This is a genomic window from Faecalicatena contorta (assembly GCF_001404335.1).
GTDB classification, from domain to species: Bacteria; Bacillota; Clostridia; order Lachnospirales; family Lachnospiraceae; genus Faecalicatena; species Faecalicatena contortus_B.
Map to the genome: position 1 here is coordinate 171,422 of NZ_CYZU01000002.1, position 24,925 is coordinate 196,346.

The 24,925-nt window shown below is 44.4% G+C and carries 20 protein-coding genes and 1 CRISPR repeat array; of the genes, 7 read left to right on the forward strand and 13 right to left on the reverse strand.

The window, feature by feature from the left end:
* Positions 1 to 46 precede the first annotated feature (46 nt).
* Positions 47 to 1,421: a CRISPR direct-repeat array (repeat unit 33 nt; unit sequence ATTTCAATCCACACCGCATACGCAAGCGGTGAC).
* Positions 1,422 to 1,608: 187 nt separating this feature from the next.
* Genes cmr6 through ARB69_RS02125 form a run of 6 tightly spaced genes read right to left on the reverse strand, consistent with a single transcriptional unit; the run spans position 1,609 to position 7,941 of the window.
* Positions 1,609 to 2,490: a type III-B CRISPR module RAMP protein Cmr6 gene (gene cmr6, locus ARB69_RS02100; RefSeq protein ID WP_055150500.1), complete on the reverse strand. Its 882-nt coding sequence runs from the start codon at positions 2,488 to 2,490 to the stop codon at positions 1,609 to 1,611.
* 28 nt (positions 2,491 to 2,518) lie between these two features.
* Complete coding sequence (gene cmr5 / locus ARB69_RS02105) at positions 2,519 to 2,956, reverse strand: type III-B CRISPR module-associated protein Cmr5 (RefSeq protein ID WP_157355603.1); 438 nt, start codon at positions 2,954 to 2,956, stop codon at positions 2,519 to 2,521.
* Entirely contained in the window at positions 2,953 to 3,963 is a 1,011-nt protein-coding gene (cmr4, locus tag ARB69_RS02110; RefSeq protein WP_055150505.1) for a type III-B CRISPR module RAMP protein Cmr4, read from the reverse strand. Before cmr4 ends, cmr5 begins: the two co-directional genes overlap by 4 nt.
* The gene (gene cmr3, locus ARB69_RS02115; RefSeq protein ID WP_055150508.1) at positions 3,956 to 5,167 is read right to left on the reverse strand and encodes a type III-B CRISPR module-associated protein Cmr3; all 1,212 of its coding nucleotides are present in this window, start codon (positions 5,165 to 5,167) and stop codon (positions 3,956 to 3,958) included. Before cmr3 ends, cmr4 begins: the two co-directional genes overlap by 8 nt.
* Positions 5,155 to 6,864, reverse strand: coding sequence for a type III-B CRISPR-associated protein Cas10/Cmr2 (gene cas10 / locus ARB69_RS02120; RefSeq protein ID WP_055150511.1), 1,710 nt, complete (start codon positions 6,862 to 6,864; stop codon positions 5,155 to 5,157). The genes cmr3 and cas10 overlap by 13 nt, the downstream gene beginning before the upstream one ends.
* 27 nt (positions 6,865 to 6,891) lie before the next feature.
* The gene (locus ARB69_RS02125) at positions 6,892 to 7,941 is read right to left on the reverse strand and encodes an RAMP superfamily CRISPR-associated protein (RefSeq protein WP_129879193.1); all 1,050 of its coding nucleotides are present in this window, start codon (positions 7,939 to 7,941) and stop codon (positions 6,892 to 6,894) included.
* Positions 7,942 to 8,453: 512 nt separating this feature from the next.
* On the opposite strand from ARB69_RS02125, the gene ARB69_RS02130 reads away from it, so the two are divergent.
* From ARB69_RS02130 to ARB69_RS02150, 5 genes are all read left to right on the forward strand, one after another.
* Positions 8,454 to 8,810, forward strand: coding sequence for a PadR family transcriptional regulator (locus tag ARB69_RS02130; RefSeq protein ID WP_055150517.1), 357 nt, complete (start codon positions 8,454 to 8,456; stop codon positions 8,808 to 8,810).
* Positions 8,800 to 9,468, forward strand: a complete 669-nt coding sequence (locus ARB69_RS02135; protein WP_050639682.1) for a permease prefix domain 1-containing protein — start codon at positions 8,800 to 8,802, stop codon at positions 9,466 to 9,468. Before ARB69_RS02130 ends, ARB69_RS02135 begins: the two co-directional genes overlap by 11 nt.
* A gap of 9 nt (positions 9,469 to 9,477) precedes the next feature.
* Complete coding sequence (locus tag ARB69_RS02140; protein WP_055150520.1) at positions 9,478 to 10,410, forward strand: DUF4097 family beta strand repeat-containing protein; 933 nt, start codon at positions 9,478 to 9,480, stop codon at positions 10,408 to 10,410.
* 482 nt (positions 10,411 to 10,892) lie between these two features.
* Positions 10,893 to 11,846 (forward strand): Abi family protein, encoded by a 954-nt coding sequence (locus ARB69_RS02145; RefSeq protein ID WP_154253390.1) that lies wholly within the window; start codon positions 10,893 to 10,895, stop codon positions 11,844 to 11,846.
* Positions 11,847 to 12,177: 331 nt separating this feature from the next.
* On the forward strand, positions 12,178 to 12,897 hold the full coding sequence (locus tag ARB69_RS02150) for a DUF6602 domain-containing protein (RefSeq protein WP_055150526.1): 720 nt from the start codon (positions 12,178 to 12,180) through the stop codon (positions 12,895 to 12,897).
* Positions 12,898 to 13,503: 606 nt separating this feature from the next.
* On the opposite strand, the gene ARB69_RS02160 is transcribed toward ARB69_RS02150, so the two are convergent.
* From ARB69_RS02160 to ARB69_RS02190, 7 genes are all read right to left on the reverse strand, one after another.
* On the reverse strand, positions 13,504 to 14,721 hold the full coding sequence (locus ARB69_RS02160; RefSeq protein ID WP_055150532.1) for a MalY/PatB family protein: 1,218 nt from the start codon (positions 14,719 to 14,721) through the stop codon (positions 13,504 to 13,506).
* A 157-nt stretch (positions 14,722 to 14,878) separates the two neighbouring features.
* Positions 14,879 to 15,259 carry a RidA family protein gene (locus ARB69_RS02165; protein WP_055150535.1) on the reverse strand — a complete coding sequence of 127 codons (381 nt, stop codon included), beginning with the start codon at positions 15,257 to 15,259 and terminating at the stop codon, positions 14,879 to 14,881.
* A gap of 98 nt (positions 15,260 to 15,357) precedes the next feature.
* The gene (locus ARB69_RS02170) at positions 15,358 to 16,269 is read right to left on the reverse strand and encodes an NAD(P)-dependent oxidoreductase (RefSeq protein WP_055150538.1); all 912 of its coding nucleotides are present in this window, start codon (positions 16,267 to 16,269) and stop codon (positions 15,358 to 15,360) included.
* Positions 16,256 to 17,479, reverse strand: coding sequence for an iron-containing alcohol dehydrogenase (locus ARB69_RS02175; protein ID WP_055150541.1), 1,224 nt, complete (start codon positions 17,477 to 17,479; stop codon positions 16,256 to 16,258). The genes ARB69_RS02170 and ARB69_RS02175 overlap by 14 nt, the downstream gene beginning before the upstream one ends.
* Positions 17,480 to 17,586: 107 nt before the next feature.
* A complete protein-coding gene (locus ARB69_RS02180; RefSeq protein WP_055150544.1) occupies positions 17,587 to 18,702 on the reverse strand; it encodes a hypothetical protein in 1,116 nt (371 codons plus the stop codon).
* 387 nt (positions 18,703 to 19,089) lie between these two features.
* Positions 19,090 to 21,459 (reverse strand): glycyl radical protein, encoded by a 2,370-nt coding sequence (locus ARB69_RS02185; RefSeq protein ID WP_055150547.1) that lies wholly within the window; start codon positions 21,457 to 21,459, stop codon positions 19,090 to 19,092.
* Positions 21,460 to 21,608: 149 nt separating this feature from the next.
* A complete protein-coding gene (locus ARB69_RS02190; protein ID WP_055150550.1) occupies positions 21,609 to 22,553 on the reverse strand; it encodes a glycyl-radical enzyme activating protein in 945 nt (314 codons plus the stop codon).
* 459 nt (positions 22,554 to 23,012) lie between these two features.
* Between ARB69_RS02190 and ARB69_RS02195 the strand changes: the two genes are divergently transcribed.
* Both ARB69_RS02195 and ARB69_RS02200 read left to right on the forward strand, forming a co-directional pair.
* Positions 23,013 to 23,906 (forward strand): LysR family transcriptional regulator, encoded by an 894-nt coding sequence (locus ARB69_RS02195; RefSeq protein ID WP_050639668.1) that lies wholly within the window; start codon positions 23,013 to 23,015, stop codon positions 23,904 to 23,906.
* Positions 23,907 to 24,074: 168 nt separating this feature from the next.
* Entirely contained in the window at positions 24,075 to 24,725 is a 651-nt protein-coding gene (locus ARB69_RS02200; RefSeq protein WP_050639667.1) for a helix-turn-helix transcriptional regulator, read from the forward strand.
* Positions 24,726 to 24,925 lie beyond the last annotated feature (200 nt).

The following is a 24,925-nucleotide window of genomic DNA, read 5'->3' on the forward strand; positions in this document are numbered from 1 at the left end:
ATGGTGACTATGGCTTTTCCCGGTGGGTTAGCTGGTAATCTTATTTATTTCAATCTACGCCGCATACGCAAGCGGTGACAAACTCTCTATCATTTAGGTAATCAATGCTACTTTATTTCAATCCACACCGCATACGCAAGCGGTGACGATTTCCGGACAGGAGACGTGTGGATCAAACGAGAATTTCAATCCACACCGCATACGCAAGCGGTGACCAATGATTTCAAAATACGGGATTCCAGGATTGCTATTTCAATCCACACCGCATACGCAAGCGGTGACCGTATCAGGAAGCATCCATCCTGTACGACAATAATTTCAATCCACACCGCATACGCAAGCGGTGACATGACCTGAAAGCAAAAGATGATGAGTATGCGAGATTTCAATCCACACCGCATACGCAAGCGGTGACAAAAGTTTCATTATCATTAAGATAAACATTTTGAATTTCAATCCACACCGCATACGCAAGCGGTGACTTCCCGTAAGCGATGGAGTTTCGATTTTATTCTATTTCAATCCACACCGCATACGCAAGCGGTGACTTGTCAAAACCACGTACCAATGCCTCTGCATTCTATTTCAATCCACACCGCATACGCAAGCGGTGACCCATTTACTTACGCTTCTGCTTGTCTTTTTCTTATTTCAATCCACACCGCATACGCAAGCGGTGACGATCGCAGATACAATATAAATTAACATTTAGGAGATTTCAATCCACACCGCATACGCAAGCGGTGACGCGATAATGATTTTACCAACGATGAGAGGTTACGAATTTCAATCCACACCGCATACGCAAGCGGTGACTGCATCTGGGCTAGTACCTAACATGTATTTTTGCGATTTCAATCCACACCGCATACGCAAGCGGTGACAGGATACAGGGACTGAGAGCTTTACAGAAAAAGAATTTCAATCCACACCGCATACGCAAGCGGTGGCAAATAGTGGGTTAAACTGACATTTAGTAAAGGAGATTTCAATCCACACCGCATACGCAAGCGGTGACAGATTGGGCTAAATGCAAGAAGACAGGGTGCAAAAATTTCAATCCACACCGCATACGCAAGCGGTGACGTGCGAGGGTTTCCCAGAAACGGCAGAACGGATAGATTTCAATCCACACCGCATACGCAAGCGGTGACGCATTCCCACATCGTATTCACAATGAGGGCATGTATTTCAATCCACACCGCATACGCAAGCGGTGACGTCCAGAGATATGACAGTATCAATGTTTGCGCTGATTTCAATCCACACCGCATACGCAAGCGGTGACGGACGCACAGCACCCTGAGTCCGTAAGTCTGGTAATTTCAATCCACACCGCATACGCAAGCGGTGACCAATTGCATCACCTTCTGGCACAATCGCTTATGATTTCAATCCACACCGCATACGCAAGCGGTGACAGCAAAAATAAACAAATTTGATTTACTTCAAGATCATAATAATATACATTTCCCACAAAATCAATTGATTCATCTCATTAAATTTCTATTTTTTCCGTCTATATCTCCTTCCCCTCCTTATTTTTAAGGTGCGAATCTCCCGGGAAATTCCTGTCCGCTACCGATTCGCACTTTATTGTTTTTACACTTACTGCATTTCTCCTACGCCATACCCCAATGCTGTTTTAGCCCCTAATCCATATATTTCCACCATACATTTTACTGCTTCATCTATCCGTGTTTTTTCCTGTTTCCACAATTTTGTATTCTGACAGGCGATATGCAATTTAAATGTAACATCTTTTATACATATAAATGTAATGGGCACTACCTTTTGATTATCAGTCGGTGCAGCCTGCCGCTCGTAATAGTCTTTATAATGCGGACTTTGTGCATCTAAAGATATAGAAAAACTCTGGGGATAGGCATCAAAGAAAATCAATTTTTCGCCTTCTTCAAACAGCTGATACTCCACGCTCCCTGTATTATTTTCATCTTTCCTTTCAAAAAGTTCATTCCAACAGCTCCGTAACGCCCCCTTTATTGTACTGGCAGGTAAATATGGCACGCCATACAGTGGGTGCAGTTTCATCAATACATGGTCAGAATAAGCCGAATTCCCGCCTTCACCTAAAATCATTTTACTCGGGATGTGAAAACAATACTCCTCTTTTTCACTAAAAGCCCCTGCCATCTCCTTATTTCGCTCTAAAAGCTGCTTTAAGAATATTTCCATTTTCCTTCCGTAAAGTATTTCTGAAGAAAGCGTATGTTCATATTGGTTTTTTATGATTTCCGCTAAAAATGGGCTTTCCTTATACGAAGGCTTTCCTTTAATATATTTTTTTGTTTGGATACGAAATCGATTCTGTAAAAGATAAAGATTTACTTGGGTTACTTCCTTTTTATTCATCTGACATATGAAATCTACAGAGTCATTGGGCAGATAGCCCAAACGTTGTGTCACTTTTTCATTCTGACTATTTTGCCCCAGCCTGGCTGGCTGATAAATCTCTTTCATCTCAATCATTTTTCCCCTTCCTCCGGCTGTGCATGGCTTACTTCTCTGCTTTAATCATACCTTCTGCAAACCGCTTGATCCATAAGCACAGATGCATAATCTCGTCTGTATAGATCCGATATCCAGTGCTATCGAGTTTTGTAATCCGCTCCATCAAATCGAGGGGAAGCTTTGGATTTTCTGACTTTTGGGCTTGCTCCTCCTGCTGGTGCTCTAACGTTCTCCATGTCCAGCATTCTATTTCCTTATAAAGTATGTCATGAACATTCTTGACATCTTTTTCATTTTTCTTATCTTTCTTGTTTTGATCATTCTTTTTTGCATATAAAAACGCGATTGCATTACCCAAACCATTTACCTGGAGCATTGATGGAAAAGCTCTTGCCAAACTTCGAAATTCAGAATTATTAATGCCTGCTTTCCGCACCATTTCATAAGCCTCTTTGGACATTTCGTCATGGATTGCTCCCATCATTCCTCCTCCTTCCAAAAGCATTTTTTCACAAAACCTTTTCCTAATGAACTGTCTCCTCCGACTTGAAATATATCCTGGTTAAACTGATTTAGAAATTCTTCTCTAACCTCTTTTGGGGTCAGCTGTTTATTGAATTCACCGTCCGTATTCGCTCTTTTCTGAGGCTGGTTCGATTTTCCAAAAAAGAAGAGGCTGTACATTATAGTTTCCGGCGGCAGATATTCCTCCGTAAAAAGCGCATTACTTTGGGTAGTGCCTGTATCCGAATCTATTTTTATTCTGGTTGCCACCTCTGTGGAATGCTTGACAAAGTGGACAAAATCATTATCCTGCACCAGCACAGTATGACTGATAAATTGTTTCCAGTCCATTCCCATATCCTTCAGATGCGAGGATATCATCTCCAGCAGTTTTCCAAACGTCTTATTCTCTTCAGCTCTGTAAGTATAATCTTCCAGCATAATCTGCAGCTCAGCTGTATCTTTTTTCACTTCGTAAAAATTGCCTTTCCTCTTAGCTATTTCCAAGTTCTTTCGATCAGCATAATAGACGCTTCCTTCTTCCGGCTCCCACTTTTGATCCGTTCCGCCATAACCCACATGTATGCCGTTCTTTAATACACATTTCGAAACAATCTCATAATCTTTCAAAAAACGCTTCATTGCATAAGGGCAGGTTATCCATGCAAAAATTCCAAGAGCAGACTTGACCGGAAAGAATAAGAGCCTTGCATCGGTGATAGACACGGCGGATGCATAGTCCCCTTTGTCAGGATCTCCTAAAAGCATGTTTACGCCTGCATACACAGTGCCTTTCTTATTTAAGCCTTCTGAAGAACTCACGGCATTTCGAATACTGCCTTTTAAAGTAGACGCTTCTATTTTGGGAAATCCTGTATGTATCTCCCGCTGAAGCGGCAAATCTACATAACTTAATTCTGTCCCGCTTCCAACATGAGTTGGCGTAAGTGTCTGCATCATCATTAACGTAGATGTCTCTTTATCCATGAATTATTTCCTCCTGTTCTTTCCGCAGTTTTCCCACCAGGGCATATCCAAACCCTCTGTCACAATAACGGTATTTTTTATATTTCGGATATTCAAACCCTTTGCTTTCTCTATAATCGCTCATACATTTTCCATGGAACAGTTTTACTGCATCTGCAAAGGTGCCGGACAGCAATTCAAAATAATAGACACTTCCCGCCGGTACTGCAAATCGCATTTCCCTCGGATGATATCTGTCCTCTTCTTTATCAAACCCAAAACCGCCGCAGGGAATGTACCTTCCAACACAGGCCGCTAACAGCCTGACTTTTACCTGACGTTCCTTAAAGGTAAACATCCCCTCTAACCGATTCTCATCCACCCAGCCGGGAAGCCATCCCTTTTCAAAAATTGCAGGTGTTGCAAGATATATCTTAAAATACTTTGCATCCTCCTGCTTTACCTTTATCTGCAGGCTGCATGGACCTTCCTTGACAAAAGCCAGCTTACCTTCTCCGCCAAATCTCACCACGCCTGTCGTTTTGGAATCATGAATTCCCCCCGTTTCTTTGTTCTTATCTTTACAACCGGGCATGTCCCGTTTCCGAATCCTCACGTCTGCCGCCAGCTTTAACTCCTGATCCTTCGCAGGTCTGACCATGCTTATCTGATACAGTTGATGTTCTTTTGATGTTCCGCTTCCGGCATCAACTGCGATTCCGACCTTCTCTTCTTTTACCAGATATCTGTCATCCAAATCTATGCCGCTAAATTCCGCTTTCTCCGCATTTAAGTATGCCTCGATTTCCTGATCCGGCATGAATAAATTTTTTGGTTCCTTTTTCTTTTTAGAATGCCCCCCTCTTTGGCACAGACAATATTTTAAAGGAAAGTTAGAGACAGGTTTCGGTGTAAGCTCCATCGTACCAAGTCTTTCCAAGTCTCCTTTTGGAGAATCTCCACAATCACTTTCCGTCCCCTCCTGCCAGCTTAGATCTGCCGGTACAGGAAGCAGGAATTCATTTTCCAAAAGCAGTCCGTTAAAGCCGATTTGAATCTTTCCATCCACACCTGAGTTCATCCCCAGTAAATTTTTAAATGCTCCTGCATACACGGAGGGTAATGGCATATCCAGGCTCTCAATAGCCGTCGTTTCTCCCCCAGCCTCAAACGGTACGGACGTACGGAAGAAAAAATTATCCAGTGGTTCTATTAAATAATACATGATCCCGCCTCCCTTGCAAGAAATAATACCGCATTCAATGTGTCCAGAAAAGCATCCAGGCTTTCTTCTCTTTCATAAAAAAGTACCAGACAGTCCGCCAGTTCATCTGCATTCTGTGCATTAGAAACACTGACAGACTCTCTCAATAAAATCTCTGCCCTTGCTTTCTCCGGTCGGACGTCTTCCTTTAGAAAACAACGGAACAAAGTGATAATATTGTTCAGCAGGGCCCTGGGGCATTCATTCTTACAGATCGTCTCCAGCAGCCGCCTTAAATCCGTCATCTTCGGATAGGCGCATCCTGAATAATCATCGAATTTGTACGGTGGGGATGCCACTCTTTCTCCGCTCCGTTTCAAGATGCCCAGCACAAATGCGTCCTTTCCTTCTGCCTGTTTTGCTTTCATTTCCATCTCTTCAGCAGCAAGTGCAACCATTTTCAAAGGCTGCATTAGATGCGCTATCACTATTCCCGCCGAAAAAGTCAGCTTTACCCTCTCCTGAAATAATTTTTGCAGCTTATCCAGACACGCCAACAGTGTATCCAATGGTAAAAAACCGAGGAAATCCTCCCCTCCTGCATAAACCAGAAGTCCATTAAATTCCTTTAGGACATTGGGTATCTCTGACGCAAAATCGCTGATACTCCTGCTCAGTTCCTGCTGCTCTTTCACTGTATGCTTATTCAGAAATATTTCTCCCATATTATCGCCGTCAAATTTCAGCATTGCATAATAATCGCTGAGGGATATATCCTCTTCCTGTATGGTGTGATAAAGCTGCACCGCGTATTCCCACGCATCCTTATCATACTCTTCATAATCAGGCGGGTTGCCATGGCCGTAATCATACACAGCGTTAGCAATCTGATCTCCTGTCGGACTTACTGTTTTTCCTCCTGCCCTGTTCTCCAGATCTACTAAGATCTGCTTCCCGTTTTTTATTTTACCGATTTGATGCCTGAGCAGCATCTGACGCAATGAATACATTCCTAATATTCTGCCATAACTACGTTTCACCATGGCAATCGCTGAAAGTGCTTCTTTCGGCTTTACTGCGTACGTCAATTTGGGAACTTCGGAAATATCATAAACGTCTGTAGGATTTATATTTGCCGGATACTGCCTGACACCTGCACTTTTCCCGCATTTTGCATAGATGGCATTATATTGAGGAAATAGAGCACATTTTCGATTCCAGGGTTCTTGATTTTGAGAAAACGTTCGTATGCTTTTTACCAGATTCATCTTTCTGAAAAGCTTTTGGTACACTTCTGAATAGGGCTGGCTCTCATATTCCTCGGCAATCCAAAAAACCTCTAAAAAATCCCGGAGCTGCCGCGCCGCCGATCCCTCCTCTGTTTCCATAATTCCTACATCATTCAAATAACCCATGCAGACTGTAAAAAACTGTTTTTTAATATACAGTTCCAAAAATGTGGCAATCTCCTCCGGCGATTTTCCTTCTGTGAGGTTCAATTCTGCAATCAGCTTGTTCGGTATATTGGGGCAATTCCCCTCCCCTTTCTCTATAAAGGGGAATAAAATCCGAACTTCCTGCTGATGCTCCAAAATCTGAAGCGCATCCTGCATCAGACTTGATAAAAGGCGGCTTCCCGCAAACATGTCGCTTACCTTCCGCGAATTTACAATCAATGGCTGTACCGGCCCTATTGTAAATAACAGCAAATATCTCACACCTTCATCTCCCTTCTCGTTTTTGTACTATATCCTGTACTTTTCAACCATTTCGATAAATTGTTCACGCAGGGAGCAGTCTGCATCCAGTTCCTCTTTTAGATTTGGAAATGCTTTTACAAAGGTGTAAACCGGATATATCCCTTCATCTGTCTGTATGAACCCAATGATGAGTGAAGATGCAAAGCGTTCCTTTCCATCGATTTGTCCAATGGCTTTGCTCAACTTAAGTATCTGCCCATCTTTAAGGAATTCATATTTTTGTTTTCCCCTCAAATAATGGCATTCCGTATCAACCGCCTTCAAAAAAACATCCAGGCTTTTTTTGCCCCCGCTGCGTGAAGCAGATTCTTTCCATTCTGACAGACACTCTCCCAAAACAATTTTCTTTATGGCGGGCCGTTTCAGATCCCTATTACCAGAATTCCGCCCTTTCTTCTGTACGTACGGATATATTGTGCCGTCTCTTATTTCATATTTCTTTTCTTCTGGTTTTAGCTCTTCACTCGTTGCTTTCGCGATCTTGTTCAAACCATCGCAAATCCAGGCCAATGCCTGAGCCTTATCCTTCTGCTGATATTCGTCCGGCATGACTCTTCCCCTACCTTTTCTGCTGCGTTTTCCCATGCCGCAGAGAAGAAGCGCCAAAGCCGCCTCTTTCTTATACCAATCTATATCTGCTATTTTTGAAAGCAATTCGTTTTGAATGGATATCCGTTTGTCCATACTGATTCTTAGTTTAAACTCATCTTGAAGTATACAATTAAATATGGATCTCTGTCTTTTTTCATCATGCAGCAATAAACTCTCAGCCTCAAACCTTTCCTGTCTTGCCTGCATCAAAAACAATTGTACAGGAGATGCATGTCCTGCCTGTTCCTTTCTGTCTCCGGTACTTCCTCCGAAAAGTTCCGCCTCATCTTGCTTAAGCACACTAAGCTTAGCAGGACATGCAATCCGATATAAATAGCGCATCATGCCCTTCAGCTCCGTGGCTCTGAATTCAGGAAATTTTTGATTCTCACCATAACTGAACATAGGCGTCAGCAAATGGCCTGTTAGTGTTCTACTCTCCATGCTTTCCCTTCTTTCTATCCTTCTTTATGTATATAATTCTCAATGATGTTGTCTACAATTATTTGTTTTAATTCTTCTGTTTCTTTGTTTTTTTCTCTCTCTGTTTTTTCTGCCATAGCGGCTCCTTTCTGACCAACACAATCGTTTATGCTGCTTATTTCACTTAGAGGATTTTCTATATGCAATAATTCAGATGCGTCTGAACTGTTACTTCTAAATTATTTATAAGTTCCTCAAACTTCTATGTAAAATAAAAAGGCAATAAAATCCCCTTGAAATTTTCCAAGAAAACTTTATCACCACTTTTATATTTTATCATGTATTAAAAAAACCAACAATAGAATATGTCCTTTTTCGTACTATATTCTATAATAAAGCGTTTTTTCTTAAACACCATAGTAAACCATAAAACCACATGACAATTGTCATGAATATATTTTATTTCCATATATACATTGACAGGCGAGGTATACTATGCTTAAATGTAAGTACAGAAAAGGAGGTATGAATATATGTCAATAGCATCCGATTTGATTCGCGGACATACGGACACAATCATTCTGGCCCATTTGACCGAAGAAGACAGTTATGGATATAAGATCAACAAAGACATTCAGATAAAGACAGACAATCAGTATGAGCTCAAAGAAGCCACCCTGTATACGGCATTCCGTAGGCTGGAAAGCGCGGGATATATCTGTTCTTACTGGGGGGACGAGAACACAGGCGCCCGAAGGCGTTACTATTCCATCACGCCGGAGGGGGATCTGGCTTACCAGCGGATGAAAGCGGAGTGGGAGGAAGCCAAAGGGCTCATTGATATTTTAATCAGGAGTGGTGAGAAGAAGGAGGATACACATGGAAAATAAATTAAGAGCATATATGGATCATCTGTTCCGGGATGTCAAACCGACCAGGAAGTCCGTAGAGTTAAAGGAAGAGATTCTGCAGAATCTGGTCGATAAGTACCACGACATGATCGCAGAAGGCAGAACCCCCGAGGCGGCATACAACATAGCGGTTGCAAGCATCGGCGATATGGATGAGCTCCTGGCAGGGCTTCACGGGGCGCCATCCTCCGAAAGCCTGCCTGTAACGAAAGAAGCGCTGGATAAGGGACGCAGGAAGTCGGCAGTCCTGATTTCTGTTGCGGTAATGATGTACATTATGAGTGTTCTCCCTCCTATCCTGCTCTCCGATACTGTTTTCGAGAACAAACTAGCACCGGCTCTCATGTTTATTATGATTGCAGTCGCAACGGCACTGCTTATTTACAACAACCTGACCAAACCGCGCTACCAGAGAACCGATGACTCTATCGTGGAAGAGTTCAAGGAATGGCAGGAGCAGACGGATTCCAGCCGAAGAGCAATGAGAGCGCTCAGCAGCGCACTGTGGGCTGTCATTGTGGTTATTTACATCGTAGTCAGCTTCTGGACAATGGCATGGCATATCACCTGGGTCATATTCCTGATCGGTGTTGCAGTGGAAGGAATCCTGAAGGCTATATTTGAACTGAAAAAATAGGAGGCAATCATGAATAGAAGGCAATCGGCAGTCATCAGGATCATAGCCTGGACAATCGCGGCTGTGGCCCTAACTGTAATACTTATTCTCGGTCTGTTCGGAAAGATCAACGTCATTTCCATTGGAATCAACAACGGTTACAACTATGCTGATTCCGGAAAATATAAAACAGGAAGTGCCAAGATCGACGGAAATGAGATAAAAGACCTGGAACTCAACTGGCTTGACGGGCGGATCCATGTGGCAACATACGACGGCAAGACCGTACAGTTTTATGAAAAAGCATCACAGGATCTGAGCGAAAAACAACAGCTTCAATATTATGTTAAAAACGGCAAACTGATCATTCAATATCAAAAGGCACAGAAAAGGGGGTTTTTTAACAACTCCACTCTTCACAAGGAACTTTTTGTTAAAATTCCGGAAAAGACAGCAGAATCCATGGGTTCGTTCCGGATTGATACGATCTCCTCAGATGCAGAGATAAGCGGAATAACGGCAGACCAGTTCCGCCTGGATTCCACGTCCGGTGATTTTGATCTGACCGGCTGCAAAACCAGTGGGCTCTCCATGGACAGTACCAGTGGAAGTCTGACCGGAAACACACTGTATGTAGACGGCAAACTGGAGACGAATACAACCAGCGGCGATATACAAGTAGAAGGAAGCTTCCGGAATATTGATTCCGATACGGTATCCGGACTCATCTCCGTAACCTCAAAAGTCTGCCCGGATAAGATAAGAACCGACAGCGTCAGTGGTAATGCGTCCTTTACCATACAGGAGAACGACGGATTCACTTACAAACTGGACACCGTCAGCGGTTATTTTAACTGCGACTTCGAGATGTCACAGAAAGAAGGACGGGGTACTTATAAGGGCGGAGGAGCTTCCTTCAGTTTTGAGAGTGTCAGCGGAGGGGCTGAAGTGAAGAGACTGTAATGGACTTGACAGAAACGCAAAGGGGTCTGCCCCCTTTGCCCTTTGCATAAAGGTCTGCCCCCTTACACTAAGCAGGACACAGGAACAGTATAACTCATACATGTTATACTGTTCCTGTGGATTTATAAAATAACTGCTTCTTATTAGTATCTACTAACATACTGCCGCTCACGATTCCCCTGCTATAACCGGCAGGCTCCGCAGCACGGGATCTGTAATATATTCCATAATCTGTTTTGCCTGAAACTGCAACGGTCCCGCCGATCCTGCAGCTATCACCTGGGTATAGTCACTGAACTCCTTTTGAAGCATTAACATAGATTGTGACGACAGAAGAGGTCTTGGTTTTATCCCGAAGCTATTTTGGTATGTTGAGGAAAATTGATTTCTGTCTGCATTGTTTTATAACTCAAAACGTGATATGCTACTTTTATAATGCATGGTAGGAGGATTTTATTAGTTACAAGACAACAGATGGATTGATGCGCCATCTTAGGGATAATGGAATAACAATATCGGGAACTGCGCAAAAAAGGCAGTTGATTAATACCGGCTATTTCCATGGGTATAAAGGATACCGCTTTTTCAAAAATGCTGGTACAAGATTACCATTCACTACATATAACGAAATATATGCAACGATACAATACGACTCAGCATTAAAAGCACTTTTGTACGGAAAAATGATGTTTATTGAGACTGCAATTAAGAATATTGCATTAGAGGGGATTTTGATTGGTGCAAATTCTGAAAGCATTCAGGCAATGTATGACAAGGTCGTAAGCGGGTACCACAATGCACCAGCTTCATATACACCTGAGCAAAAGAAAAAGCTACAACAGAATAAGTTAAATTTGCAAAATTCGATTCAAGCTAACCTTGCAAGAGCATATCGTGGCAATAATCCCAAAATAACACATTTTTATAATAACGTTGGATATTCAGATGTCCCAATATGGGCTTTATTTGAGATAATGACGATGGGTGATTTAGGTTATCTGCTTTCCTGTCTGACCTACGATGTGAGAGATAATATTTCAAAGAGGCTTGGGCTCAATCTTGCAAGTGATACAGATAGACAATTACTGTATAAGTATATTTACACCTTGAAAGATTTGCGGAATGCAATAGCACACAACGCTGTTGTTTTCGATACGAGGTTTAGAAACATTGATCCTACTCCAGCTATGAAACAATGCCTGAAAAATGAAGTCGGCGTCCCATATATTAATTTCAAGACCATCGGAGATTACATACTTCTCATGTGTTACTATTTAAAGCTGTTACATATGCCTAAAACGGAAATCAAGGCATTCATTCGCGAATTTGAGAAAATTACAGACGATTACAGAGCAGCAGTCAATTCCTCAGTTGCTTCGCTTGTCATTCACCCGGACTTGTCAGTACGCATGCAAGCTTTGAAAAATTTCGTTTAAGTCTTGCATATTCTGGCGAGAAGCAGTATACTATAAATAATAATTGGGGTATGTGTTCGCGGACACATACTTGAGAGAGTCGGAGAAATTCGACTCTCTTTGCATTTATTTAGGTGAAAACCATGGTCGAGAGGACGGAAATCTCTCTAAATATTTAAAGAAAAAATGATACAAATATGTATTTACATAAAATGGGAACCAAGATGATTCTTGACGCTCTAAGGCATCCGCCAGGGGTACCCCCTTAGGTCAAAGCCCGCCCCACTTCGTGGTGGATGTTAAGCACAGAATAAACCGAATACAGTAATTAAGTGCAAAGAGGAGAATGGGTATGGATATAAAATCTTTATTTAACACAAAGCAAACAATACTGGAGAGTAAACTGAGTGTTTTATTAGAACATCCGGTAACAAAGGGAGAGCATTGTGAAAGTGCATGGATAGATTTTTTCAGAAGCTTTTTACCAAATAAGTATGCGGTGGACAAAGGTTTTGTTTTCGATTCTAAGGGGAATGTAAGTGACCAGATAGATATTATCATTTATGATGCTTTATATGCTCCTTTGATATTTGGAACGGATGCTGGTGAAAAGTTTATAACAGCAGAAAGCGTGTATGCTGTTTTTGAATCTAAACCGAAAATTAATAAAAAAACTTTAGCGTATGCAAATAATAAAATAGAGAGTGTAAATGTTCTTGAACGTTCAGCCAGGGGAGTGATTAATGCTGGTAAATATTATCCGCCACGTAACTTGACCAAGATTATTGGAGGTATTTTATCAATTGATTCCATTAATATTGATAAAATTGAAAAGCATCTGAATTTATTTAAATATATTGATCTTGGATGTGCAATTAAAAATCATTCATTTTTAGTTAATAGAGAGTCAAAACTCTCTCTATTGCATGCTTCTGGTGAGGAAACAGTTTTAGCGTTTTTCTATATGATTTTAGATGAATTGTATAAGTTAGGGACGGTTGCCGGTATTGATATTAGAAACTATGCAAACGCAAATTTAGATAACTTTAAATTTGATTTAGATAAAAAATAGTTGAGAATTTTTGTCGTGGGCTTGATATAAGGGTGACGGAGATAGTGGCGACAAAATGCAATAATGTTAGACTAAATATGCTAAGAACGCATGTGAATATTCGATTTTATCTATGAAGCGATTACAATAAGGAAATTATTGTGATATATTTTAATACAATTTTTCTATTTCACCAAGCTAACAAATAGGGGAACGATCCAAACGGCTAAAATGCTGATAGAGGCTCAAAACGAAGAAGAATTTGCTGCTATCTGGATCGCCGCCACTGCGAAAGAGCTGTCCGAGTACGGAAGCGAATCTGATGTTCAGTACTATTCCGACATACTTTACATGGCAGCGTGCAAATTTTTACAAGATCGCTATTGTTTGTGGCACCATGCAATGAAAAGACTGGTGCCACAAATAATAGTTCCAAAATCGGTTATTAAAAGTGTCGTCTGCAAAGATGCGAAACCGGTCATAGGACTTATACAAATGAACACATTGTTGCTAAAAAGCTCTTGGAGCATTTTACGATATTCATCCTTAGAAGACGACGATTTGCCGGAGTCCTGTTGACATAAAAGCATCTAAACGATTCAAAAAACAATCACATAAAGTATTCCTTTAGCGTCGCTTCCGTTCACGTCTATTCAGAGCCCCGCAGATTCTCGAAAGCCCCTCGCTAAGCAGAGCCCTTGGGCAGGCCACATTGAGGCGGATGTACGTGTCTGAATTCCGTACAAACATATTGCCTCCCTCCAGCAGTACTCCCGCATTTTCCGCAAAGAACAATGGCAGGTTCATACCGTCTTCTACATATGCCCCAATATCCACCCATCCAAGATAGGTTGCCTCCGGAATCCGAAATACGGCTTTCGGCAGATGCTTCTCCAGATAAGCCCTCACAAATTCGAAATTCGCATCCAGATACAGCCTCAGTTCCATCATCCAGTCGTATCCTCCTTCATAAGCCGCCTGCGCACCCGCCAGCGAAAGGGGATTAAGGTCAAAGTTATGCCGTGCCAGCCAGAGCTTGCGTACGTCTTCATTCGGAATGATAATATTGGAAAACTGCAGGCCAGCGGTATTAAATGTCTTACTCGGAGCCATGCAGGTGATAATCCTGTCACTATTGGGATACAGCTTTGCAAGGGGAATGTGTGAAAGCCCGCTGCGGATCAGGTCACAATGGATTTCATCCGAGATAATCAGCAGTCCGTTCTCCATGCAGATATCTGCAAATGTACGCAGTTCCTCCTCTGTCCAGATGCGCCCGGAAGGATTGTGTGGACTGCAGAATATACATAATTTCACATCCGGGTTCGCCGCCTTATTCCTGATATCCTCAAAATCCATTTCATAATAGCCGTCCCCCTTCCGGTTCAACAGGTCTGAGCAGACATATTCCACATTGTTATATTCTGCGGCATACTTGAAGTATGCATAGGACGGGGTCAGAATCAGTACCTTATCGCCCGGCTTACATATATAACCGGTCAGTTCATATAACGCAGGGATAACTCCATGGGATATGTAGAGATCTGACTGAGGAAATGTCCAGCCATACAGCTTTCTGGTCCATGCCTGAAATGCCTGGAAATACGCATCCCCAAAGAGTCTGGTATATCCAAAAATCTTCCGGTCAAGTCTTTTTTGTATCCCATCGATAATGCAGTCCGGTGTGGCAAACTCCATGTCCGCGATCCACATACGGATAAACTCCTCATCCGCATAGGGGAATTTCATGTTTTCGTCCGCATGGAAAATGTACTGTCTGAACCCGTCAGTATTCATGCAGCTTGTATGGCGCCGGTCAATAATTTCATCAAAATTGTACTTCATGTCTTTTTCTCCTTACCTGATGCAGTTGTCCATTTATAGGGCGGTCTGTAGACCATGAGATGATGTGTAACAGTTCACGCCCGCCTTGAGTATTCCGAGTATTCCTCCGGAACAGGGGTACATTTTCAACGTAATATTCACGCCTGAACTGTTAAGATTATTCAATATAGGCAATTGCCTCAATCTCCACCAGTGCATCCTTGGGCAGCCTTGCCACTTCTACCGCACTGCGTGAGGGATATGCGCCTGTTGTGAAGAATTTCTCGTATATACGGTTCATGGCGGCAAAATGGTTCATGTCGCTAAGGAATACTGTTGTCTTTACAACGTGATCCATCGTACCTCCTTTGGCCTCAAGAATGGAACGGATATTGGTCAGCGATTTCTCCGTCTGTTCTTCCACGCTTTCCGGAAAAGCGCCGGTCCCCATATCAACCGGAAGCTGCCCCGACAAAAAGAGCAGTTTCCCGATCTGATTTCCCTGTGAATAAGGTCCTATAGCCGCTGGGGCTGATAAAGTTGATATAATTTCTCGCATAAGCTCTCTCCTTAACTTAAAATATAATATGCTCTTTCGAGCAGCCGATCCCGTATCCTGGCAGTGTATCTGAAAATTCATTGCTGCAAGAGCGGGTATCAAAAGTCTTGTGAAGACAGGTACTCTTCTATATTCTGCAATACCTTCTTCCTAAGCAGGACGCCTGACAAAACAGACTGCCCCGCTATGACATCCGGACAAATCACATTCGGCATCTGATAGATTTCTCCATCCTTCCCTCCGATCGAAACCGCACTGTCCACTATATAATAGTTACCCGGCTGCTGCAGCCAGCCCTTTAGCGCATCCAGCGGGTAAGGCGGTGTAAAAGTCGTATTGATCAGCACTTTCCCATTTCCAAAGCGCTTAAAATCATTCTCCGCCATGATGACCGTATTCTTATGAAGATGTGTCGTGAGCACATCCACCGTTTCCAACAGCCTGTGAAATGGCAGATACCTTGCGCCCTTGTCTTCTATACCGGGCTTGCGGGTCCGGCTGAAATAATAAACATCCATCTGAAATGCAAGCATTAATTCTGCAACTGCTGTGCCCACATCTCCCATGCCCACGATACCGAGCTTTACTCCTGTAAGCTCCATTTCCTCTTCCCGCCAGCGCCTCGGTCCAAATCCGTGGAACAGGCGCACCAGTTCACTCGAGATGAACTCCGGTACGCCCTGGTCACCATACTTCCGGATTCCGGTCACAGTGATTCCTTTCCCCCGGGCATAACTAATATCCACATTCGCGCTTGCCGGCGTATAAAGGCTGCAGCACATTCCGATGTACCGGAGATCCTTGCAGGCCTCAATCACCTGTGCACCGATTTGACTCGTATAGAACACAAGCACCGCTTCTGCATCCTTCATACGTCTGATTTTTTCCGCGTCATCAGGAGGAATGTCGCGGTAGATCCGTACATTTTCCGCATATTCAAACAGTGCTTCTTCTGCCGCTTTATCAAACCGGACAGGTTCCAGCACTACAAGCTTTTTAAATTTTCTCATCTTTCTTGAGCTCCATAACTTTCCTGTACAGGCGGATAAAATCATCCTTTGTCGTCATCCTTGCATTGTTGGGACGGTCGCCCCCCAGCATTGCATCGTCGGCCAGGCGTTCCAGGCTCTCTTCTGTCACCCCGTAGGAGGCAAGCGGCGGAACCGGCATATCCTCCAGAAGTTCATAGACACACGCAACGCCCTTTTTCGCGGCCTCCCTCACGGACAACCCCGCAGTATTGACCCCAAAAAAACCGGCAATATCTGCATAACGCTCCGGCCAGGCCCCCATGTTGAATTCCATCACCACCGGAAGGCACAGGGCATTCGCGACGCCGTGCGGAACATGGTACTGTGCTCCCAAAGGATGTGCCATGCAGTGGGAAATCCCAAGGCTGGCCGTAGTAAATGCATAGCCTGCCAGCATCGCGCCCATCATCATATCATAGCGGGCGTCCTTGTCGCTGTCACCGCGGTAGACTGCCGGACGCAGGGCGTGTGCAATCAATTTTACAGCCTGGCATGCCAGCGCATCAGAAATCGGTTCCGTACAGCGGGATGTGTAAGCCTCAATTGCATGGGTCAGTGCATCCATCCCCGTTGCCGCAGTAATACCTGCCGGAAGGGAGTAGGTCAGTTCCGGGTCACAGATCGCAAGCGCCGGCATGATCCCGGTACCGCCGATCGGCATCTTCCATTCTCTCTGCCGGTCTGCAATCACCGCAAACGGCGTACACTCGCTTCCAGTCCCCGCCGCAGTCGGAATGGCTACAATGGGCAGCGGTGCGGTCTTGAATTTGTCACACCCCTGATAATCCCTGATACTGCCGCCATTCGTAACAACAATTGCGGCTGCCTTGGCGGGATCCATAGAACTCCCGCCGCCAAGGCCAATTATGACATCTGCTTCTTTGCTTAAATCTGCTATTTTTTCTACAGTCTCTACAGACGAATCCGGTTCACACTGGTCGTATACGTTCAGCTCGATGCCCGCATTCTTTACAGATTCAATAATCTTTGCAGCAATCCCGAACTTCACCAGCCCCTGATCCGTTACGAGCGTCGCCTTCTTTACGCCCAGTTTTTTCAATTCTTCCCCTGTCTTTGCGGCAGCACCGTTTCCGAAAAGAATTGCTCCGGACGGCGCCCAGGAGAAAATGGACTTTTTATCTTTAAATACGCTGTAATCCAAAGGCAGCTGTGCAACTGGTCTAAACATGTTAAAACCTCCTAAGCCAGTACATCATATAATAATTAACCGCCACTTAAGCAGACCTAATGATGTACTCGGTAAATTTTTTTCATTCCATCACATTGCCGGATGGATTAAGCTTTGATTCCTTCTTTGTCGTCCTTGGATTTTACCATAAAGTACCGGATCACAATCACAAAGAATACGATAAATCCTGTGTAGCCGCAATAGGTCATGATAACACCGAGCAGCTTCTGATATGGCACGAAGAGGCACAGTACATAAGTAAGCACGCCAAATCCTACAATCGCAATCTTGTACTTCGGGCTTTTATCATCTTTAATGAAAAAGTTAATGGTATTCCACAGTGACGGACAGATCGTGGAATATATGGCCAATATGATGACAACCGCAAACAGCGTGCCCACGGAACCCATGATATGGGAAGCCAGTGCCAGGTTAGGAATCGCAACTGTTGCTGCCTCTTCAATATTTCCCAAATGGTTCAGCCCCATCAGGACAGAAACTGTGGAAATGAAGAATGCACCTGTAAAAAGAATCATTTTGAAACGGCCAAATTTATATTCACGCTGGTCATATGCCAGAGTAGAAACAAAGTTGGAAACCAGAAGAAGGGAACAGCCTCCGAAAGAAAATCCTGCTGTCAGCCAATGATTGGTTCCCCGGGTAATCGTAACAGCCCCGCTGTCGAGAAGGGCTATGCCTTCCGAAATCCGTGGGAAGAATGTGAAAGCCGATATCAGCCCGACGATCAACGTAAAGCAGACGATAACCGGCCCAAGCCATCCGATTACGTCAACCGTGCGCTTCAACCCGAAGATTGCGGTTGCTACAGCAGCCACTACCATGATAGCAGTAGCGATCGGCATCGGTACGCCCCACTGCTGGTTAAATGTGGATGCGCCGCCTGAACACATGAAGATAAAACAGCAGGCTACAAACAGCCACGCAAAGATCTCAAATAATTTTCCTGCATATTTCCCGGCGTAAAATGTGGCAACTTCGTTCAGGTTGGCCAGGCCGCGGGTCCTCCCCGCGTATGCATATGCTACATAAGTCAGATACATCATCAGGAAGTTGATGATGCCCACCGCAATCCCCATATAACCATAGCCTGAAAAGTACTGGATGGTCTCCTGCCCGGATGCAAAACCGGAGCCAATCAGGAATGCAAGCAGCGCACCGGCTAATTTAAAAAATGTGAACCAGCTCATATTTTTCTTATCCATATATTTGTATCCCTCTCTCTCTTGTTCTTTTACTCTCTTGTTCTTTTGTTACGCCTCTTTCTATGCCGCCCGGAGAAACACCACTCTCCCGGGCGGCTTCCTGCATGATTTATAATATTGATTCACCGGGGCATTCTATATCCGCCTGGAGAGACTGCCGCCATGTATGTATACTAAAGCGTTCCCATAATGTATACCCAAAGGGCACTCCGTAATACATGCCCTGTGGGCGGGTCTGCAGCAAGCTGCAGAATAATGTATACCCAAAGGGCACCCCGTAACTCATGCCCTGCGGGCGGATCTGCAGCATAGCTGCAGAATAATGTATACCCCGACGGGGCGGGTTCGCTGCAAGCTGCAAAATAAGCTATGATACGGCCCCATGAATTAACAGCAGTTGGTATGTTCTGTACGCCCGATGATATTTTCCTGTACACGCGGGTCAAGCTCTACGAAGAATGCGGAGTAGCCTGCCACACGCACCATCAGGTTCTTATGGTTCTCCGGATGTGCCTGGGCATCACGCAGGGTCTCCGAATCCACTACATTGATCTGCACATGCTGCCCGCCTGCTTCGCAGTAACCTTTCACAAATGATTCCAGCATTTCCAGCCCTTTCTCGCCCTTTGCAACGGCAGGGTCAAACTTGTGATTTACCAGAACTCCCTTTGGAACCATAATCGTATCCATCTTTCCGATGGAGTTGCCTACTGCGGTCGGGCCATTGCGATCCATACCGTTGGAAGGTGAAGCATTGTTCGCAAGCGGCTCCCCGTCCATACGTCCGTCCGGCGTAGCGCCTACGACACGTCCCTGCCAGATATTATAAGTCTGGTTCAGAAGGATCAGTTCATACTGGCCAAAGCGGGAATCTTTATGTGCACGGTTTTCTTCTGCACAGTAGGTTACAACCTGGCGGCAGTAATCATCTACTAAATCTTCATCATTGCCGAAGTGTACATATTTATTCAGGAGCATCTGATGCCATTCCTCATGCCCCTCATAATTATTGGCAAGTATCTCAACCAGTTCCGGCAGGGTCAGCAGTTTCTGGCGGAAAACAACCTGGTCAATCGCGGCCAGCGAATCGGCTGCATTAGCCACGCCGCTGATGAAGGTGCCGGTACTGCTGTATTTTGCGCCATCTTTCTGCAGGATGCGGCCCTTTTCAATACAGCCGTCCACTAGGGTAGATGCGAATACCGTCGGACAGATCTGTGAATGAAGTGCGGAACAGATTCCATATGCCTTCAGGTGGTAATCGATGATATAAGACAGCTGTGCCTTATAGGCGTCCATGAATTTTTCCATGGTATCCATCTCTTCCATTGTGCCTGTCTTCGGCCCAAACTGGCGGCCCGTCTTCGGATCCACTCCATTGAACATCGTCAGTTCCAGTACTTTCAGGATATTGATAAATCCGGCAACAGGGCGGAAATCCGTTTTGCCCGGAACCTGTGCCTCTACACATCCCTCAATCGCGTAGTCACGGGCTTCGCGGATATCATTGCATCCATTTGCCAGTACACGCGGAATATTAATATCATCATTGAAGAATGCCGGCTGTCCGAGACCCTTCTGGGTAAGCTTAAGAGCTCTTCTGAAGGTTTCCCTGTCGATCTTCTTGTTATAACGGAAGGAGATCGCAGGCTGTGTCGTCTGTGCCCCGTCCGCAGCCTCTAAGAACAGGTAAGTCAGGCGGTTGCACGCATTCTTACCGTCCGCATCAATCCCGCCGATGGTAAGGTTCGTCCACATTGGGAATCCGGCATAGGCTTCTGCTTCAATATGGTCACGCAGCTCGAATATTTCGGTCCACTTGATCAGCATACATTCGATCATCTCAACGATATCGTCTTCCGTAGCGATTCCCGCCTCAATGTCATGCTGGAAATAGGGATACATAAACTGGTCAAAACGTCCGACCGAATGGTTGTGTCCCGCATTCTCTATCTGATAGATCAAATGAATGAACCAGAAGAACTGCATGGCCTCATAGAAGGTCTCCGGCGGGTATTCCGGAACACGTTCGCAGGTGACGGCAATACGTAAAAGCTCTTCTCTGCGTTTTTCATCTTCCTCTGTCTGTGCCATCTCACGGGCAAGATCCGCGTAACGGTGTGCAAACATAATCGCTGCATTTAATGTGACCAGCATCCCCTCCCATGTATCTTTCTGCTCCTGGGTAATAAAGTCATAATGTTCTATATGATCCAGCTTTTCCTGAATCTCTTCGATCAATTTACGGAAGCCCTTCTGGAAAATCACATCATACTGCGGCATATGGCTTGCTGTGGAAACGATACGTGAACCGATTGTAATTAAACCGTCCAGGGCGGCCTGCTTCATATCGTCCGGAATCTTACTGTCTACAATCTCTCTGAAACCATGTCCCTTCCATTCCGTACAGATCCGGATCAGTTCCTCTTTGTCTCCGGGGTTCACCCATTCCATATTGTCGGTGGAGCGGGTATCAAAGGTATCGATATCCTCCAGTATCCAGTTTGAGCCCCATTCCGGATATGCGGGAACAGATCTGTATCTCTCACCATGGTCTCCCACAAAAATGGACTGTGGATTGATGAAAATTTTCATGTTTTTCAACAGATATTCCAGCAAATGTGCCTTCCTGGAAATCGGAGATTCAACGGAAGGGGTCCGGTAAAATTCGGTTACCAGTCTGGCTCTGTCCAGGGAAATAGACGGATTGGTGTCGCGCAGCCGCGCCTTTAGGAATTCAACTTTGTTACTGCTCATTGTGTTTCCTCCTTTTTGAAAATTTGTTAAGTTGTTTATCTTATTGAACTTTGGAGCATACTGCTGTACTTCCAAAGTTAGCAATCGCTCACAGGCTTTATTCTGATGCCGTTCCCGATCTATCAGCATAGTGATGTGCCTGGCCCGCCTTACTCATCTGCACTGTTGTCAATGTTATAAAAACATTTCTTTCCTGCAGGAATCAGTATTTCATTAGCCGCTTCCACCAGATGAAGCATATGGCCGGTATCCGGCTCCTCGATATCCGGCAGCGGATATTCGATGTCCAGTATTTTATATTTGTTAATGCCAAGCCTGTGGTATGCAAGCAGTTCGTACCGCCGTACGGCAGGCAGAGTACTGATAAACTGTGCCGTGGTCCGGATATTTTCATCCGAATCATTCCACCCTGGAACAACCGGGGTGCGCACACAGATTTCATTGCCATGGGCGCAGATTTTTTTTAAGTTCTCCAGAATTTCTTCGTTTGGCCTGCCTGTAATCTTCTGGTGCATCCCGCTGTCCATATGCTTGATGTCAAAATAAATAAAATCTATGTAGTCCAGACAGGGGGCAAAAGCTTCATAGTCCCCGCATCCGCAGGTCTCTATCGCAACATTGATGTGATATTCCCTGCATTTCTTTGCAATCGCATACAGGAACCGGGGCTGCATCAAGGTCTCTCCTCCGGAAAATGTTACTCCGCCTCCGGAATGCTCGAAATAAAAGCGATCCTGATAAATGCGCCTGAACAATTCATCTACCGTGTAATCTTGCCCAAACTGCTTTCTCGCCTCAGTGGGACAAAGCTGTACACAAAGTCCGCAGGCAGTGCACTTTGCCCGGTCGTACTGCATCGCACCCTCTTCGTCCAGAAAGACGGCGCCATTGGGGCATTTCTTCAGGCAGAAACCACATCCCATACAATTGACAGGATTCAGTGTGATTTCCGGCTTAAAGGAGATGCCTTCCGGATTCGCACACCAGAGACAGCGGAGCCCGCAGCCCTTAAAAAAGACCGTGGTCCGCATCCCGCGCCCATCCCTGTTACAACATTTTTGAATATTAAAAATCCTGCCTGTCAACTCTTCCATAATCGTCTCTCCCTCGCACGTTTTTTAATAATTAATTATCACTTTGTTCTTCTGCTCTGCTGTTCACTTTTCATTGCATCCTCAAAAAAGTAGTTGTAATTTCAAAACTTTTGCTTTATAATTACTCAATAATTCAAGACTTTCATTTGTTTTTATTTGATTTCGTCGAAATAATCAATCAATTTTTATAAAATTATCGTACCAATAAAATCGTTAAAAATCCAACAAGTAATTTTCATTCTGCTGTTCACTTTTTTTCATAGGGTAAATTTTAATAAAAAAATATTATCATTTTGTTCATAGTGCACGAAACACCAGATCACCTTCCGCGGGGTTATCAGAAATGAAATCGCATGCATGTTCATAAACATATATATCCAGTAAACTTATATGGCTCTTTAGCCATTTGTAAGTGGCTTATAAAAGTTGCCGTTATATTGCACAATTTAGGAGGAATTTATGGATACTGTAAAATACGAAATTTTTCTCAAGGTCCTGGAGCACCGCAGTTTTTCAAAAGCTGCCAATGAACTCGGCTATACGCAGTCCGCGGTCAGCCATTCCATCTCTACCCTTGAAAAATCCTTTGGATTTAAACTTTTAAACCGTGAAAATAATGACATCAGCCTCACACGGGCAGGGATTGATGTGCTCCCTCACATACGCAATATAGTAGACGCACAGAACACGCTGGACTTTACCCTTACCTCTTACCACGAATTTGAATCAGGCACACTATGCATTGCCACAATCCCGAGCCTGGCAATCCAATGCTTCCCGGACCTTCTGCGCCAGTTTAATCTGCAGTATCCAAAAATTCATATTGTAATCATTGACGGCAATTATGAAGAAGTCGAAGAAATGCTTGCCGGCGGCAGGGTGGATTTTGGATTTTCGTCCGTATCTGCAGAGCTTCCTTTTAAGACGATTCCTCTGTTCCGTGAGAGCCTGCAGGCAATCCTTCCCTGCGGCCATCCCCTCACCGAAAAGGAGGCGCTATCCCTGCACGATCTGGAGTCGGAGGTATTCATCATGCCGGGTGAAGGACCAAACCATCAGGTTGGGCAGCTGATCCGCAAATATCAGTTAAAACTTAACGTCGTCTACTCCGTTTCCGATGACAACCTGACTGTCTCCATGATCGCCCAGAACCTTGGCGTCAGCATTCTCCCGGAGATGTCCTTTAAAAAATACCTGAACCTTCCTTTTACTGCAAAGCCGCTGATCGAAGAGCCTTTCAGGGAAATACGGATTATATACAATGATCTCAATTCCATCTCTCCGATCAGCCGGGCATTTATCACGTTTGCACAGAACTATTTCCGCCAGTTTCCTGATTCACGGCCGGTATAGAGTAACGTTACACTAACATTTGACATTTTGGGATTATGAGATGCCTTGACCTTGCGTCAAATTCATGATAGGCTGAATTTACCATATGTTGGTAAATGAATATACCAATCAACTATATATGGTTTTCAGTAAGATAGTTAAAAGACAAATTTTATTAAGGTGATGCATATGGATGATCTTATGAATTATTACATGAATCTTGTTCCTTTTTTGGGGGAGGCTCTTGGAAAGAGCTTTGAGGTGGCAGTTCTGGATTGCAGAACAGAAAGTATTGTCGCCATTACAAACAACCATATCAGCGGACGCAGCGTAGGCGCCCCTATGACAGACTTTGCCAAAAAAATGGTCAGCAGCGGAGAATGGAGGAACCGGGATTACATAGCAAGCTATTCAGGTCATACAGAAAATAACAAGCTTCTCCGCTCTTCCACATATTTTATAAAATCTGGTGATACCCTTCTGGGAATGCTCTGTATCAACATGGATACAACAGACTACCAGCTGCTCAGCAACATCGCGCTAATGCTTGGTGGTCTTGAGACAGGAAAAGCAAAGGTTGCCAACAGCGATAATTCAGACAGTGAGACCTTTCAGGACAGTGTCTCTAATGCGATTGCCCAGACACTGCACGGCCTGTACCATGAGGACGTCCCTACAGAGTTTTCAAGAAATGACAGGATAGCAATCCTTTCTAAACTCCAGGAAAAAAAGGTCTTCCTGGTCAAAGGATCGGTTCCGCGGATTGCACGCATTCTGGGATGCAGCATACCTACTGTGTATAGGGAACTTGCACATCTGAAAAACTTACCGGACCAATAAATCGGGATTTAGTTGACAGGCTTCAGTCCTGTCGACGGACGGGGACGCTTCATGACAGGGAGGCCGGGGAGGTGCTGGGGCTGTATATGCCGTTGCGATATGCACCCATGCTGCTAAGTGATTCTTGAACAGCCGATGCCGGATAGGCGGGTACACTGAACACATCACGGGAAATCTGATGATTTCCCGCGCTGGGTTCA